This is a genomic window from Simiduia litorea (assembly GCF_042853465.1).
In the GTDB taxonomy this organism is placed as follows: domain Bacteria; phylum Pseudomonadota; class Gammaproteobacteria; order Pseudomonadales; family Cellvibrionaceae; genus Simiduia; species Simiduia litorea.
In genome coordinates this window covers 2710763-2725596 of record NZ_AP031497.1, presented here as the reverse complement: position 1 = coordinate 2725596, position 14834 = coordinate 2710763, and the positions used below count along the sequence as shown (strand labels likewise).

The 14834-nt window shown below is 48.5% G+C and carries 14 protein-coding genes; 5 read left to right on the top strand and 9 right to left on the bottom strand.

Features of this window, described 5'->3' with window-relative positions:
• Positions 1 to 4 precede the first annotated feature (4 nt).
• Both ACGHTT_RS12130 and ACGHTT_RS12125 read right to left on the bottom strand, forming a co-directional pair.
• Entirely contained in the window at positions 5 to 535 is a 531-nt protein-coding gene (locus ACGHTT_RS12130) for a hypothetical protein (protein WP_390590845.1), read from the bottom strand.
• A gap of 36 nt (positions 536 to 571) precedes the next feature.
• A complete protein-coding gene (locus ACGHTT_RS12125; RefSeq protein ID WP_390590844.1) occupies positions 572 to 1555 on the bottom strand; it encodes a YHYH protein in 984 nt (327 codons plus the stop codon).
• 382 nt (positions 1556 to 1937) lie between these two features.
• Here ACGHTT_RS12125 and ACGHTT_RS12120 point away from each other — a divergent pair, with 382 nt between their 5' ends.
• On the top strand, positions 1938 to 2321 hold the full coding sequence (locus tag ACGHTT_RS12120; RefSeq protein ID WP_390590843.1) for a BlaI/MecI/CopY family transcriptional regulator: 384 nt from the start codon (positions 1938 to 1940) through the stop codon (positions 2319 to 2321).
• On the top strand, positions 2314 to 3774 hold the full coding sequence (locus ACGHTT_RS12115) for a M23/M56 family metallopeptidase (RefSeq protein WP_390590842.1): 1461 nt from the start codon (positions 2314 to 2316) through the stop codon (positions 3772 to 3774). The genes ACGHTT_RS12120 and ACGHTT_RS12115 overlap by 8 nt, the downstream gene beginning before the upstream one ends.
• Positions 3775 to 3867: 93 nt before the next feature.
• Here the strand turns inward: ACGHTT_RS12115 and ACGHTT_RS12110 are convergent, their stop codons facing one another.
• The 3 genes from ACGHTT_RS12110 to ACGHTT_RS12100 form a co-directional block, all read right to left on the bottom strand.
• Positions 3868 to 5310: a 2OG-Fe(II) oxygenase gene (locus ACGHTT_RS12110; RefSeq protein WP_390590840.1), complete on the bottom strand. Its 1443-nt coding sequence runs from the start codon at positions 5308 to 5310 to the stop codon at positions 3868 to 3870.
• Positions 5311 to 5483: 173 nt separating this feature from the next.
• Complete coding sequence (locus ACGHTT_RS12105; RefSeq protein ID WP_390590838.1) at positions 5484 to 7172, bottom strand: sensor histidine kinase; 1689 nt, start codon at positions 7170 to 7172, stop codon at positions 5484 to 5486.
• An 86-nt stretch (positions 7173 to 7258) separates the two neighbouring features.
• On the bottom strand, positions 7259 to 8041 hold the full coding sequence (locus tag ACGHTT_RS12100) for a response regulator (protein ID WP_390590836.1): 783 nt from the start codon (positions 8039 to 8041) through the stop codon (positions 7259 to 7261).
• 146 nt (positions 8042 to 8187) lie between these two features.
• Between ACGHTT_RS12100 and ACGHTT_RS12095 the strand changes: the two genes are divergently transcribed.
• Together ACGHTT_RS12095 and ACGHTT_RS12090 are read left to right on the top strand one after the other, a co-directional pair.
• A complete protein-coding gene (locus ACGHTT_RS12095) occupies positions 8188 to 9639 on the top strand; it encodes a hypothetical protein (protein WP_390590835.1) in 1452 nt (483 codons plus the stop codon).
• Positions 9636 to 10286, top strand: a complete 651-nt coding sequence (locus ACGHTT_RS12090) for a VWA domain-containing protein (RefSeq protein ID WP_390590834.1) — start codon at positions 9636 to 9638, stop codon at positions 10284 to 10286. The genes ACGHTT_RS12095 and ACGHTT_RS12090 overlap by 4 nt, the downstream gene beginning before the upstream one ends.
• Positions 10287 to 10410: 124 nt before the next feature.
• Here the strand turns inward: ACGHTT_RS12090 and ACGHTT_RS12085 are convergent, their stop codons facing one another.
• The gene (locus ACGHTT_RS12085) at positions 10411 to 10818 is read right to left on the bottom strand and encodes a glutathione S-transferase N-terminal domain-containing protein (RefSeq protein WP_390590833.1); all 408 of its coding nucleotides are present in this window, start codon (positions 10816 to 10818) and stop codon (positions 10411 to 10413) included.
• A gap of 87 nt (positions 10819 to 10905) precedes the next feature.
• On the opposite strand from ACGHTT_RS12085, the gene ACGHTT_RS12080 reads away from it, so the two are divergent.
• Positions 10906 to 11187: a peptidylprolyl isomerase gene (locus ACGHTT_RS12080; RefSeq protein ID WP_390590831.1), complete on the top strand. Its 282-nt coding sequence runs from the start codon at positions 10906 to 10908 to the stop codon at positions 11185 to 11187.
• Between the two features lie 344 nt (positions 11188 to 11531).
• Here the strand turns inward: ACGHTT_RS12080 and ACGHTT_RS12075 are convergent, their stop codons facing one another.
• From ACGHTT_RS12075 to ACGHTT_RS12065, 3 genes are all read right to left on the bottom strand, one after another.
• Positions 11532 to 12935, bottom strand: a complete 1404-nt coding sequence (locus ACGHTT_RS12075; RefSeq protein ID WP_390590830.1) for a serine/threonine-protein kinase — start codon at positions 12933 to 12935, stop codon at positions 11532 to 11534.
• Between the two features lie 180 nt (positions 12936 to 13115).
• Positions 13116 to 14498 carry a M28 family peptidase gene (locus tag ACGHTT_RS12070; RefSeq protein ID WP_390590828.1) on the bottom strand — a complete coding sequence of 461 codons (1383 nt, stop codon included), beginning with the start codon at positions 14496 to 14498 and terminating at the stop codon, positions 13116 to 13118.
• A gap of 31 nt (positions 14499 to 14529) precedes the next feature.
• Positions 14530 to 14808, bottom strand: coding sequence for a hypothetical protein (locus ACGHTT_RS12065; protein ID WP_390590826.1), 279 nt, complete (start codon positions 14806 to 14808; stop codon positions 14530 to 14532).
• Positions 14809 to 14834 lie beyond the last annotated feature (26 nt).

Genomic DNA, 14834 nt, shown 5'->3' with positions numbered 1-14834 from the left:
ATATCTACTCGGCAAAAAACTTGGCTTCAGGCGATGTTGGTGAAAATTGATTCACCTCCATCGCTGTGTTTCGTCGCGCTGAAACTTCAATCGTTTTCTCCAGCGGTTGCTTGCCGTATAAGTCAATATGTAACACTAAAGGCGTTGCGGGTGCCGCTAGGGTGAATCTACCCATGATCGTTAATTGTGAAATCGAGTCCTGATGCGCTTGATGGTCCATCACGGGCGACAACATGATGCCTTCGAGTGGGCAGTTGCCCTTGCCGTCTCGCAATGTAATGCCTTGTTTGATGGTGTGCACAATGTCAGTTTTGTGCCGATTAAATTCGAGCGCGCTTACGTCGCCGTTTTGGTCATCGTCGATACCTTGAAAACTTGATATCGCTAAAGACAACACCATGAAGGCACCGTCGTCAACAATGTTGAGGGTGCCGTGCTGGGCAACCATTAAGTGCGCATGGGCGAGCGGGGAGAGCAGCAGGTAAAAACATAAGCCGTGGATTAGCTTTGCTACCGTTTTGAACGTTATTGTCATAGCGCGAATTCCCTAGCGAATTGAGTGGTAAGTGTTTTAGATGTCGCCTTTTACGCAGCGTTGAAAGTAGGGGTAGCTGTCGGTGGCGTAATAGTGATAGATCCCCTCGGGGAACTCGGGTGTAACACCTACGCGGCCATTGCATTCATCCAAATCGCCTGACCCCGCTACGTACTCCCAGTCTTGTTTAAAGGTCCCTAGCGGATAGGTTGTGGTCGATGGCCTATTGGCGCTTAGGGTAGTGACTAACTGATAACTTCCGGACATCGTTTTAATCGTTGAGCTGATGTCGTTTGCATCGCTATAGCCGTAGCGCGCATAGATAGGGAAGCCGTCGGCGGCCCAGCCGATCAAGGTCATGGTACTGCTATTGCCGCCGCGCTTGGTGATGAAACCTTCGGGCATGCCGTGATAGTGATAGGTGCCGTCTGGCTGAACGTGGGCATTGTTGCCATCGGTGCCGAAATCGAAACTGGTTTGACCCAGTGCTTCGATGCTCCAGTTGCCGGTGTTGCCGATCAAGCTGCAGGCAGTGCCGGAATCGTCGCAGGAGCCAGCGGTATCGGCATCAATTTTGACACCGTTGAGTACGTAGCCGGTAGCGCCGCGAGGGCCTCCGAGTTGAGTGCTGGACGCTGTTTCTAAGGGCGTTAAGGTGTAGCTGGCCGAGACGCTTTGTTCGGAAATGGTATTCGGGTTATTTGGATTTGGAAAAGTCCCGACAGGGTGATCCGGAATGCCATTGGCCGTTAGGTTGCGGCTAGTAGCGGTGCAAGTCCAGGTGGCGTTACTGGTGTAGGTGAGCGATGCCTGAGTGTTCAGGGTCGTATCATCGTAGTCGCATAAAGCGCCACCGGTGTTGATGGTGGAGCCAGTATTGGCGTCAGCGCTGCCTGAATCAAGGGTTACATCTATATCGGCGCCGGAATTGCTACTACCGCCGCAAGCGCTCAGCAATGCTAACAATAAAAGCCCGCAGCAAAGACTAAAGGGGGGGCTGGTGTGTGTGCGTTTTGGCATTGTGTTGTTCCTACCTATGTCAGACTGAAAATCCAATCCAGAATAAATCCAAGCTCGATGATCCTGTTGGCTATGCCGAGGGTCTAAAGCATCAGGTCTTGGCTAGGGAATCCTCACCTAGCCAAGTGATGGGAAGCTTGCGGACAAAATGTGCAAAAAAAATGACTAAATTGTGCTGATAATGGTCAATCGGAATGGCGCTTGTTTATAGCCATAGGAGGAACTGCCAACTTATAAAGGCCTAGTAACGGGTGAGCATCTGCAAAGGTGTGATATTTAGGTCTTGACGGCCATGTGACAACTGTCGCATTATTGCGACATGATGTGAGGGTGGGCTTGGCTTGCTCTCAGGCCTTTAGGTAAACCAACCTCGGAACCCTTAATGGATACACAAAGACCGTCCCCCACAGAATTGATTTTACTAAAAGCTCTTTGGCGTAAAGCGCCATTGAGTGCGAGAGAAGTACATGAGCAGGTGGCAGCTGATTTAGCTTGGTCCTTTTCCTCCACCCGTAAAACCCTTGATCGAATGCTGGATAAGGGCCTCATCAGTGCATTAGACATTCACGGTGTCAAAGTTTATCGAGCCGAAGTAGGCAAGGTGCAAACCCTGGCAAATTTCGTAAAGGACTTTTCCCAGCGCGTGCTAGAGGTAAAGGGGCCGCTTCCCGTTGCTATGTTTGCTCAGAGCGAATTGTTGAACGCCGCGGAAATAGAGGACCTTGAGCGACTGTTATTGGACAGCGAGGCCAGCGACCATGAGTGAGTTTTCAAATCTACTGATTCCGTTCTTTTGGTGCTGCCTGTTCTTTATTGCTTTTAGTGGGGTGGTATTTGGGTTAGCCCAACTAGCCGAAAAATGTTGGTCAGAATCACCCCAATGGCGTAGCTTATGGTTGTCGACAGTGGCCATTTGTTGGCTGCCAATGGCGCTGTTTTTTATGCCCGCATTTCCACTTGCAGAAGCGATTATTGTGCTGCCGCCTTTGGTAGACAGTGGCGTTCACACGCCCCAATTAGGACAGTCGTCCTTGGGGCTTTCCAGTTCCATCTCCTTTGTTACCTTGCTGATTTGGTTGCTGCTCGCCGGCGTGGCGGTTGGAGCTCTGGTAAAGTTGATCGCGTTAATGAGCCAAGTGCTAATGTTACGCGAGCAAACTAATCGCGCCCTAGCGCTGGATCACTACCTGGGTTTGCCGCCGGCGCAAGAAAAGTACTTTAGACGGCTGCAGAAGCAGCTGAAACTTAAAATCTTAATATCTGATGAATCAATTTCACCTTATGTGTTTGGGTTATGGCGACCACGCTTGGTGTTGACGTCTGACGTAGTACGCGCCTTGCCGATGCAGGCATTGCAATTAATTATCCGGCATGAGTGCACACATATACGCCGCTATGATTACGCGCTGATCATGTTAACGCGGCTGAGCCGTTGTTTGGCTTGGTTTAATCCATTTTACTGCAGTCTTGTCGATCGTCTGTGCTGGGCAACCGAGCTAAGTTGTGATCAAAATGTTTTGCGGAAAAAACCTAAACAAAATAACCAATATGCCCGGGCGATGGTTGCGGTTTTATCGCTTGTTTCACAGCGTCATCAAAAGCAATTTGTTGCCTTTACCTATCATCAAAGAAGGAGCGTTCACATGCGAATTACCACTATTTTACATTCTTCAAATAATGCTGGCATGAGTTTGCCCCAGCGCCTGATCATGTTGTGTGGTTTCCTAGGTTTAACGCTTGCGGCCGTTGTAGTGCAGTCGAGTGCTGTTGTGGCTGCTGAGCTAACATCTGTAGTATTTCAAAATCCCGTACCGGATGCGCGACTGAGCTCGAGTTTTGGACAAAAGGCCGAGCGCTTTCACAATGGTGTTGATCTTGCTATCAGCAAAGGTACCCAGGTTGTGGCCAGCGCTGGCGGTAGAGTGTTGGTGTCTACCGATGTATACGGCGATAGGGTAAATTATGGAAAAATAATTATTATTGAACACGCTAATGGCTTGCGCAGTCTCTATTCCCATTTGGACAGTCGCGCGGTTGCTGTGGGTGACTCGGTGCTCGCGGGCCAACCTATAGGCACAGTCGGCGAAACCGGCAAAGTGACGGGGCCACATTTACATTTCGAAATATTGGATGGCGATAATCGCCTAGATCCCGGTCAATTTATCGCTCTATCGCCTTCAAAAACCCATGTTCGTGTTACTGTGCCAACAGTCATTTAGAGTGAGCGTACGGTTGCAGTGTTGAATGGAGTAACTTGATAGACATCGTCTTGACACGTCATGCAACCGTATTAGCAAGGGAAGTGGCAGGTGTTAGCTAGATTCTAGTTTTTTCGGTATATAGCCCGTCGGTTTAAAGTGACAAAAGATATTGGCAAAACTTTCACCTTGAAGCGCCGTTGGCCGGCCATGAGTGAGTCGGGCACCCTCGTAGAAGATGACGTCGCCTGGTTTTAGCAGGACCTGATGGCTTCGATAATAGTTGTCTTCAATATAAAGCGGCCAATCTTCCTCTACCGCTTGTGCCACATTGATTATCACGCTGATGATGTGCGTCTCTAATCTATCGCGATGATTTTTCAGCAGTGCGCCGCGGTGGTATTCGCGGATACCATAAACATAGGTGGGCTCGAGTGTTTGGCCGCACCAAGTTTCAAGCAGCGGTTTCATTGCGTCGTGAATTTGTTCCCGTAGCGCGTTGGTAAGCGGTATTAGGCTGCTGGGTTTTTTCGCCTGTTTGGCGTTAATAATAAATCCGCCATCAACGTGCTCTGCTTGTGCTTTAATCCGCTCGATCTGGTAAAAACGGCTGATATCAGTAAAGAGTTCGGTGGGTATTTTGGTTTTGTAAAAACCCTGTTTCGTATAGTTGGGGATGAATTCGTTGGCTTCCTTGGTAAACATCCCTGTGCTTTCGCCGGTGCGACTACGGGTGCGAAACCATTTTGTAATAACAGCCTTGTAGCCGCTGCGCACAGGCATCGCGTGGTGTAGGCTGTTGGCATTCGGAGAGCCGTCAGTATTTAGGTTATTCCAAATCAAGGCGAGGCCTTGGGTTGGTTTACATACAGTGTCAATTTTTGGAAAGTGCGTTTCACCGCCGTCGGCAAGGGTATTGAGGTATATCATTACCGTAAACGTACGCTGTCCCATTAGAGTGGCATGCCGAGCCATTTCATGGCTTTCAAAATAATCGGTATGGGGTTTAAACTCTTGTCCAGGATCATAATGTTGACCTTGGAGCGGCTCGCTAAAGGCTTGTGCTATACCGAGCAGTTTGCAGATACGTAGATCTATTGCTTGAACAATGTCGTCATTCATCTGGCCAAGATCGCAGGTTTGACTGGTGCGAAACGTCGTATCTTGTTCGAAACTTGAAAGGGTAGAAGGGCGGCATTGCGTTTTTATTAAAGCAACAAGGTGCTTGCACTCGACGTCCGTTAAAAAATGTTCAAGCCGGTAGAATGCCAACGCCGTTGAATCTACCCGCTGAGCATTGGGTATGAAAAGCTGACTGGCCGGAATTGATTGGCCATAGTTCACCTGAGCCGTTTTTGATGATTGACCTTGTGCGCTGTTAAATGGGTTGACTAGATGGGTGATGGGTACCGTTGGCCGGTAATGCATTTCTCGTGTGATCGCCTCTGCACAATAACCTTCATCGAGTAGTATTTTAAAAATGCCATTCCTGCAGCGCCCAGCATCAACGTTGGTCTTTATCCAATTACGCCAACTTTCATCAAATTCTGTTTTCATACGATCGCCATTCAAATCCATTATTTTTATTAGCAATTGTGTATCGACAAACTCTACCTATAAGTGCCTAGGTTTGGAAAGCATTTTATGCCTTGCTGTGTCATTCCTGTGCAGTTTGATAAAATCTGTCAGATAGATTCTGGCTGCGCGCCCAGCTGACGACCGTTATTCCATTACGATGCTTCATTGGGATTTTGATCTATGGGCTTAAACCGATCTTCAATGGCGCTAATGTAGTCGTCGCTAAGGCCTGCGTTATGTTCTTCTTGTTCAAATTGGTATTCTGCAAGAGGTAAGGTAATAAGAAATTCCACGCCGGTGATGTCAAGGGGTAGAAAGCGAATATGGCTTGATTCGGTTTTGTTTTTTACTTCCAAGGCCCAACGCGGCGCGTAACGCAGCCCAGGTTCGATGAATTTTTGTAGGTCTGCATTTTCCAAGTTAGTGAAGGCAAAGGTCTTGCCGTTGCTGTGTGCTGTAATTTCAATGCTGACCAATCGGCGCTTAAAAGACCAATCAATACATTCTAGCGGCTCCGCCATCTCTCCGTCATTGGCAGCGAGGGTTTTGTTTTGACAGCCAATACCGCCGTTATCGATACGTGTTTCAATCACTTTGGTTTGAATCTCGTTGCCTTCAAAGCCTATGCCCTCGAGTTCTAGGCGCAGGGAGTAACTTTCTGCTTGGTTGAAAATGTTTTTATGGCTGATTTTGCCTTCGTAACCGGTGACAATTTGTTTGACAAAATACAGCCCTAGGCCTTTTCCGTGTACATCCTTAGCGCGACGGGTGGTATAGCCTAGTTGATAGATTTGCTCAGCAATAGCTGTGGCAACATGAGGCCCATGGTTATAAACGCCAATCTGCAGGCTTTGCGCATCGCGGGTGAGCGATAGTGACACTTTGTTGTAGGCTTTGCTCTTTTGCAGGCCAGCAGTTGAGTCAGTGTTGCCCTCGTTGGTGTAATAGAGTGCGTTTTTTACTAAATTTTCGATCACTAACACAATGTGATTTTCATTGCCGAGCAGCTCGCATTCTTTACTGATGTATAGTTGAAACTGGCTGTCTGCTTGTGTATGAAAGAGAAATTCAGCATTTTCGCTGATGACGGCTTCTTCGCGCATTTTCATCAAGGGTAAAATAGCCCTTAACAATGCGTTGTGGGCAAGAAATGTTGGGGTGTAGGGGATAGGTTCGGCTTGTGTATTGGGGTGTTGTTTCTGAAGTTGAATTTGATAGTAGTACTCTTCGCACTCACAAATGTGATTGTTAATGTGCAAGGCGATATTATCGGCCGTAGATAAATCTAATAAATCCCACAAGTAACTAAGGCTAGTAAGCGCCTCAGGGTAATTCGGATTTTCTGTATCAGCGGCGGCAGCAGCGTGTAGAGCACCTAAAATTTTATCGTAACAAATGATGCCGTTGTGCCTAACTTCTGCCGCTATGCCTTTGAAATGTAAAAATTTCTCGTCGTATTCAATATATTCAAGCAGCCGGTCACCGATGAAGGCTTTGAGCTTTTCAGTTTGATTGGAATAGGTGTGGGCTTTGCGTTGCAATTGGCGTTTGTTTTCGATTAAGTCGTTAAGCTGTGCCTTGAGTGCTTGGGAGTTTTTGATGTAATTTTCCCTTCGGTTGTAGAAGAGCCTTAAATCTAATAGCCACACTAGAAGTACCACACCTAGGATAATCAATTCCACCTGAGCTGTGAATAATTGTGGTGCAGATTGGACAAGAGAAAGGGTCAGTTTACTGTTGCCGATGAATAAATAGCTGGCCATGGCGAGCAATAAGATACTACCAAACCAAGGGTAGGCGATGCGCTGAATCTTCATTGGGCTTTCGAGGTTGTTGTTCATAGGGCCACTTTATGTATTTTTATCGTCGTTTTTAGATGTAAGCATTCTGTTCTTATCTTTGCTCTGCCGTTCATGAGTAGATCCGATTAGGGCTGCCAATAATAGGAACCTTGATCTCCTGCCGTAACAATGCCCTGTTGGGCTTTACAGCGGGCTAAAAAACTACCACTTGCACCCTCTGCAATATCAAAAGCTTGGCGCAGCGTCTTAATGTGTTGCCGGTAATTGGCGTAGGAAAACTTTTCTAGGTCAGCATCTAGTGCCTCAGCCATGCTGAGCGTGGTGACTGCACGAGGCGATCTTTCCACTAGGTGCTTTAATATTTTCCTTGGTGTCGGTGCCAGCGCTCGCTTTGGGTTGCTTGGATTCATCAGTTTTATATTGCGCCAATAAACATTCCACATGACCAAATCGATGGTTAAATCACCGGACACTAAGGTGTTGTCACTCGGGCTTTCGGTAACCCGTTGTTGACGCAGTATGGCTTTGATACGCCAACACAACACTTGCTCGACGTTGCGTTGATGCTTTGCGATAAAGTCCTGTGTGTTGGCATGTTCGAAGGCAGTGGCCTCTATTTCGGTACCACTGTGTTCGGATAAATAGATAATGGGCAGTTTTGGCCATTTCTTGTGCAGTGCAGCAGAAACGCCAAATCCTGCTTGATCATTGCCATTCATACGCGCATCCAAAACAGCAATGTCCGGCGGTGTGGCTTTGTTGATGAGGGCAATTTGTTGTTTCGCCGCATCGGCTAAACGGTGTATCTCTAACTTGTTGGGATGACCGTCGAAGTCAGTGGTTTGCAGTATAACGGTAAATTTTTCGATCCAGTGGCTTTGATCCTCAACCCAGAAAATGGTGGCCATAGTGTGATCCTGTTCACATTCTTGTTTTGCCTAGTGAAATTATCACAGATTTTTCACAGCGACTTTTTATAACGAATACTGGATGTCAGCAAAGGCTACTGTAGCACTTGCCGGCCTACTTGATTCTAGTGCTAGGGAGACACCTTATGTCTAATGATCTGTTACTGATTTGGTCCAACCAGCCGGCCTTATCTTTGGCTATTTGGCTGTGTGTATTGGTGCTGGTCATGTATTTGGGACGGCACCAATCGCATCAACTTTTGCGCCTAACCGGTTTTAGTGCACACCAGGCCATGCGGCTTTGCGCTAAATCCTTAAATAGTTGGCAAACCAGTTTAAGTCAGCGCAATAAAGAAATATTACTCGCCGGTGGTGAAGCCAATGCGCGGCGTTGCATCGAACGGGAGTTTGTTCGGGTTAACGGTATTATCTCTCGCGATCTAGGTCATTATCCTACATTGCATCGGCAAATCAGCGATGCGGTCAACAAAATCGAGAAAGATTACAACAATATCATCGACACGCCGCCCTCACCACCTGCGTGGTTAGAGGTGGTCGCCACGGTGGCGGCTATTCCGCGCTCGGGTGATCCGGCCATTGTGAAAATATTAGATAAAATTCACGATACGGTTGAGTCCGCACACGAGGAAACCTTACAAGCTTACTTAAAAACCAGTCAGCAGTCGCACAAGGCGCTCGGTAAAATGCAACCGCTGTGGCGTCAGGTGATCGAAAATTTAGGTGTGGTGAAAAATAAAGTAGATAGCCTTGAGGACAGTGCGCTGGTTATAGATCAGCACATGGCTCGCTACGAGTCGATGAGTAAGCAAGAAGACGCGGCCGTGTCTGCCTTGGTGTCGTCGTCGTTAACGCAATTTTTTATCGCTGGTTTGGTGCTCTTTATCGCTGTAATGGGCGGGCTCATAAACTTCCAATTAATTGCAATGCCTATGTCCGAAATGGTGGGCGGAACGAGTTATATAGGTGCGATGAAAACCTCTGACATTGCGGCCTTGGTTATCATACTGGTGGAAATAGCCATGGGTTTATTTTTACTGGAATCGCTACGCATCACCCATCTATTCCCCATTATTGGCTCAATGGATGACAAAGTGCGTCGTCGTATGGTGGTCATTACGTTAGTCATTTTAACTACCTTAGCGACGGTAGAAGCCTCGCTCGCCTATATGCGAGATTTGTTAGCGTTAGATCGTGAAGCGTTGACCCAGTCCTTGGCTGGCGCCAGCGTTGTAGAAGCAAATTTTCGTTGGATTCCTTCAATGGGGCAGATGGTGATGGGCTTTATCTTACCCTTCGCCTTGGCTTTCGTGGCTATTCCACTCGAATCTTTTATTCATGCATCGCGCACCGTGTTTGGGTTGATCGCTCAGGGTGTCTTGCGATTGCTGGCTGTGTTCGCTCGCTTAATAGGTTCGCTAATGAATCACGCCTTTAAAATTCTTGTTCACCTCTATGACCTAGTCATTATGGTACCGCTGAGTGTAGAGCGATTAATCGCCAACTTGAAACAAGCCAAGCCACGTCAGCAGCCGTTATTTGAGCCTGAGATCAATGAAGCGCGAGGGTTGGAATCATGAAAAAATGTATTGCATTACTGATTTTTACTCTCGCGGTGATGGGCTGCAATGAGCAGCGGCCCAGTAATCGGGCGGTGTATTTCCTGATCGATACGTCGGGTACTTATACTCAGGAGCTTGAGAAAGCGCAGACGATTGTTAATTACTTGTTGGCAACGTTAGACAGCGGCGATTCGATAGCAGTTGCACGCATCGATAGTGGCAGTTTTAGCGAGAAAGATATTGTGGCCAAAGTCACCTTTGATGAGCGTCCCAGTGTTGCGAACCAGCAAAAGCGGGGTTTTAAACTTCGTTTGGATCAGTACGTCAAAAGCGTTTCGGCTGGCAGTCGCAACACCGATATCACCGGGGGATTGTTACAGGCCACAGAGTTTTTAACGGAAACCGGTGCGGGTGAAAAAACCGTACTTATTTTTTCTGATTTAGAAGAAGATTTGGTTCGGGGACAGGTGAGAAACTTTCCGATCACGTTAACGGATATTCGTGTTGTTGCGTTAAATGTTACCAAATTGCGCAGCGATAATATCGACCCGCGCGATTACCTTAATCGGTTAGCTCAATGGCAAAAGCGGGTTGTTGACGGTGGTGGTCAGTGGCAAGTCATGAACGATTTAGAGCGCCTCGATAAGCTCATTGCAGCCCGATAAACGCCGTGTTTTTATGTTTTCTGCCAGCGCAAGCCAAGGATGGCGGCGCTTTTTTTGCACCCATCCAGGTTGCAATGACCGATCAGAATGCCAGTCATTGCCGGATTAATGCGCGATGGGTGGTTTAGGAGGCGGCTCTGTTTACCTGACCGATGGCTTCGGGACCGAAGCGTTGCTCTAAATACGCAATAATGGCTTTTGATTCATACATCCATTCGACCTTGCCAGCTTCCTCAATGCGCAAGCAGGGCACCTGTAAGTCGCCACCTTGTTCAATAAGCTCTTGCCGGTATGGCGACCCTTCATTTACGTTGCGGGTTTGAATGGGCAGGTTGAGGCGGCGCAGAGCGCGGCGGGTTTTGATGCAAAATGGGCAGGCATAGAATTGGTATAAAGCCATATTTGCCAGTTGGGCCATTACCTTCGTTTGTTCCGGCTTCGAGCGTTTCATGGGGCTTGGGCGGGTCAGAAAATCGATAAGGATGATAATGCGGCCAAGGCCTTCGCGGACAATCTTCAGTAACAACTTCATTGGGCTTCCTGAGCTGGTGGCGTAGAATGGCGCGCATTATAGGGTATTCTTTAACCAGTATTAATGCTTTTTGTGGAGAATTTGAGGATGGCTATCGCGAGTGCACGGCATATCTTAGTAAAAACCAAGGCTGAGGCTGAGAAATTGAAGCTGCAGTTGGCTAAGGGTGAAGATTTTGGTGTTTTGGCAAAAAAGCATTCGCAGTGCCCATCCGGTAAGAAGGGTGGCGACTTAGGGGAATTTAGGCCTGGCCAAATGGTTAAAGCTTTCGATAACGTGGTGTTTAAGAAGCCCGTGTTGGAAATACACGGGCCGATTAAGACGCAATTTGGCTTTCACCTCATTCAAACCATCTATCGCGATGATTAGGCAGAGAGCCACCTGAGGGCGTTGGGCTTAATCAAACAGGCCTGAGCGGTTAGCTTTCTTAGCAACCTTAGCGGCTTTCTTTTCCTTGGGTGATAACAACGCCTTTTTCTTGGTGTTTTTGGTACTTTTTAATTCTTTGCTCATTGCACTTGCTCCTAGGCCTTGGCCTTTTTAAACGGACATACAATAAAGAACTGACAGTGTAAAACGTGGCAAGAAGGTTGCGAGAGGCTAACTGAGATGACGTTAGGGGCAACCGACCACGTTGATAACTTAGAAGGTTATGAGCGCCTTGTCTAGCACCGCAGTGAAATAAATTTTTGGTGCAGAACGCTGGAGATCGCTTAGGCTCTGGTGCCTAGCTCAATTTGAATCATGTTTAGCGCGCTTTGCAATTCAGTGATGCTTTGATAGCGTTGCTCGGGTTCCTTGGCGAGCATTTTTTGCAGTAGGCGATCCACCGAAACCGGTGTTTCGTAGCGCAAACTTGAAAGTAGAGGCGCCGGTTGGGTAATGTGTTTTGTCAGCACTTGGGTGGTGCTGCCGATGAAAGGTAGTTCGCCTGTTAACATTTCGAATAGGGTAATACCCAACGCATAAATATCGCTGCGGCTGTCGGTACTTTGACCTGCCGCTTGTTCGGGGCTCATATAGCCGGGTGAGCCGAGTACTAACCCGTGTTGGGTTTGGGTGATTTGTGCCGCGGACTTGGCTATGCCGAAGTCGCTAATTTTTGCCACGCCCTTATCCGTGAATAGAATATTCTCTGGTTTTATATCGCGATGCACTATGTTGTTGCCGTGCGCCGCTGCTAAGCCATCGGCAATATCGATCAGTAGGTCGATAGCGCACGAAAAATTGAAAAACCCCTTCACTCTAATTTTGTCTGCCAAGGTGCCTCCAAGCATGAGCTCCATCACCATCCAAAGCTGGTTATCGTGCTCGAGTAAATCAAAAATCGCAATGATGTGGGGATGGTTTAGGTTGGCAAGCGAATGTGCTTCCTCGCGAAAGCGCGCGACCATGGCCGCATTTTCCGCGTTGTGGGTTAGCAGTTGTTTTATCGCGACCTGCCTTTTGAGCCTGGTGTCGAGCGCTTGATACACAACCCCAGCACCGCCGCTGGCCAGCGCTTTAACGACTTGATAGCGTTGATTGTCGCCAATAGCGGTGGCTTGCAGGCTTTGGGTGTCTGGGTGGATTAAGGTTGGGCTCTGGCTTTGGTCGGCATAAGTGTCGCGTATAACAGTGGCATGCCCCTGTTTGACCGAGGGTAGGGCATCCACGCTGTAGCGAAGGGCGGTTTGAAGAAGTTGCTGCTTGGTTTCGGGGTCGGGCGCAATGAGTGCTAATTTTTTGTAATTTTCTGATTGCGCTCGCGCCCTTTGCAAGGTGGGCGCTAAATGTTGTAACAACAGCCATAAAGGTAGGGCGAAAAGACCGTAACTAGCCGTTAAAAATGTTTGATAGCGCGCGTCTCTCAAAGGGTGTTTATGGCTTACGTTGGGCGCAAATACTTTGACGATACGCTTACCCAGCGACTGTGCCGGCGGTGGGTAGAGTGCATCTGCGAGGGCGCCACAGGCACTGGGAGCGACGGCGAGCACGAAAACCAGTACGAGTACCGCTGAGAGCTGCGCCTTGTGCGCCGAAAGAAGCCACATTTTTACCACAAAGGGCTTTAATATCAATGGTTTGAACCGTTGAAGATTGTTAATCCAGCTACTGGCAAACTTGTCGGAAATCATGCGGTTTTTGGCTTGAGTGGTAGGTATTTAGGCGTGCTTTACGAGGCGCCATGGTAAAGACTTTTGGCGGTGAACTAAAGTGTCGCGGCAAAAATATGAGTGTTATTACCGCAGTCTAAACCTAAGAGCTGATGTAGTCAGAGCGGCTAGATAATGCTTTATCTAGCTGCAACGTCCCGATTAAAACCTACCTGCGGGGCCGGGGAAGACGACCGGACTTTCCGAGCCATCCAAACCCACTGCCGCGACGCCAAAATAATAATTATCGATCACAATGTTGTCCAAGGTGAAGCTTTCTACCTTACCGACAAAGCGGTGATGGCTCCACTCGGCTTCCGTCGTTAAGCGCCAGTAGATCCGGTAACCGGCCAATAGCTTGGCGTTTGCTTGATCGGCGGCAGCCCACGTTAATGTGGTATTGGCACTGACCTGACCGCTAATCTCTACCCGTGCGGGTGGCGCCGGTGCCCAGGCCATTGATGCTAAAACGACAGCATTTAACGAGGTCAATTTTGCAGCATAGGGAAAGTTAACACCGGCCAACGTATCGCCATAGGTAACGCCCTTTTCACTGCGTAGGTCTTGATGTTGGCGATCGTAGTGCTCCCAGGTTTCCATAATGCGCACTCCGGGAAAGCCGGCTTCATTGAACGGACGGTGATGGCCGCCACGGCCGAAGCGATCCAGTCGGTAGATCATCATGATGTCTAAATTGGGCACATAGTGTTCACCGACTTTCTTGATAAAGCGCGCGAGGTTACGCGAGGCAGAATCCACTTCGCCACCGGTAAAGCGACGCAGCTTTGCCTCTTCTGTGGTTTCTACGAAGCGGGTACCTTCGGAAAACACACGGGCCGTGTGATTGTCGATGACCCCATTAATACCTTCGATGTTGCCAATCATGTCGTTGTTTAAAACCGCGTCGATATTCCATTGCTGTTGCTGTGCATACTTGGCCAAGATGGCGCCACCGTAAAGCCCTTGCTCTTCGCCCGACAGTGCCGCGTAAACAATGCTGCCATTGAACTGATACTGGCTCAGTAGGCGCGCGGCTTCTAAAACACCGGCGACACCAGAGCCATTATCGTTAGCGCCTGGTGAATCGTCGTGGGCATTCATCGGGTCGGTGATGCGCGAGTCGATATCACCTGCCATCATGACGACGCGTTTTGGATCGTGTTTGCCTTTTTGAATGGCAATGACGTTAACCACTTCGGTGGGTTGCGGAATACGTTTACCCGATACTGTATCGGCCACCAAAATCACTTCTAAGCAGCCGCCACAGCTTGCGCTTATGCGGCGGAATTCAGCTTCAATCCAGCGCCGGCTAGCGCCAATACCGCGGCTAGTTGAGTCTGTTTCGGATAGTGTGTGGCGCGTGCCAAAGGCAACGAGCTGGGTGACGTCGCGCGCTATTCGCTCAGCCTCTGCAGCAACACCTAGGTCATATAATTCAGCGCGCTCACTCGGCGGCGCCTGCCAAGCAGCGGCGTTTACCGCAGTCTGTGTTAACGCGACGAGAGGTAAACAAGCGATTAGACTCAGCCCAGTAATAAGCTTCATAGTTGGCGCGCCTTTATTTAGAAAAAATTGTCTATTGACCGAGTTGAGTACCGCAAAAGGGACAGAATTCAATCTCAATAGAACTCAAATTCAACACCTCATCTTCGCGCTCGGCATCGCCGTTGGCTACGTCTTCCGCCGTCGCTAACCAAAGGCTGAACAGTTCCCAGTGTTGTTGCGCTTTACCGTCAATTTTTTTGATGCGGTATATTTTTAGGTGATGCGGATGGATGTTATTGGTGCACATATGGCCTTGGCCAAGTTCCGATTGACTTTCCCGCTCTAAGTCTTGTTTGGTGAAATTACTCATAAGTGATTAACCTAGGTTTGGGCCCA

Bases quoted from the DNA above. Each gene is read 5' to 3' on its own strand.
- ACGHTT_RS12130 (WP_390590845.1), bottom strand. From the start codon at position 535: ATGACAATAACGTTCAAAACGGTAGCAAAGCTAATCCACGGCTTATGT.
- ACGHTT_RS12100 (WP_390590836.1), bottom strand. From the start codon at position 8,041: ATGGCCACCATTTTCTGGGTTGAGGATCAAAGCCACTGGATCGAAAAA.
- ACGHTT_RS12070 (WP_390590828.1), bottom strand. From the start codon at position 14,498: ATGAAGCTTATTACTGGGCTGAGTCTAATCGCTTGTTTACCTCTCGTC.
- ACGHTT_RS12125 (WP_390590844.1), bottom strand. From the start codon at position 1,555: ATGCCAAAACGCACACACACCAGCCCCCCCTTTAGTCTTTGCTGCGGG.
- ACGHTT_RS12120 (WP_390590843.1), top strand. From the start codon at position 1,938: ATGGATACACAAAGACCGTCCCCCACAGAATTGATTTTACTAAAAGCT.
- ACGHTT_RS12065 (WP_390590826.1), bottom strand. From the start codon at position 14,808: ATGAGTAATTTCACCAAACAAGACTTAGAGCGGGAAAGTCAATCGGAA.
- ACGHTT_RS12110 (WP_390590840.1), bottom strand. From the start codon at position 5,310: ATGAAAACAGAATTTGATGAAAGTTGGCGTAATTGGATAAAGACCAAC.
- ACGHTT_RS12090 (WP_390590834.1), top strand. From the start codon at position 9,636: ATGAAAAAATGTATTGCATTACTGATTTTTACTCTCGCGGTGATGGGC.
- ACGHTT_RS12105 (WP_390590838.1), bottom strand. From the start codon at position 7,172: ATGAACAACAACCTCGAAAGCCCAATGAAGATTCAGCGCATCGCCTAC.
- ACGHTT_RS12115 (WP_390590842.1), top strand. From the start codon at position 2,314: ATGAGTGAGTTTTCAAATCTACTGATTCCGTTCTTTTGGTGCTGCCTG.
- ACGHTT_RS12095 (WP_390590835.1), top strand. From the start codon at position 8,188: ATGTCTAATGATCTGTTACTGATTTGGTCCAACCAGCCGGCCTTATCT.
- ACGHTT_RS12085 (WP_390590833.1), bottom strand. From the start codon at position 10,818: ATGAAGTTGTTACTGAAGATTGTCCGCGAAGGCCTTGGCCGCATTATC.
- ACGHTT_RS12080 (WP_390590831.1), top strand. From the start codon at position 10,906: ATGGCTATCGCGAGTGCACGGCATATCTTAGTAAAAACCAAGGCTGAG.
- ACGHTT_RS12075 (WP_390590830.1), bottom strand. From the start codon at position 12,935: ATGATTTCCGACAAGTTTGCCAGTAGCTGGATTAACAATCTTCAACGG.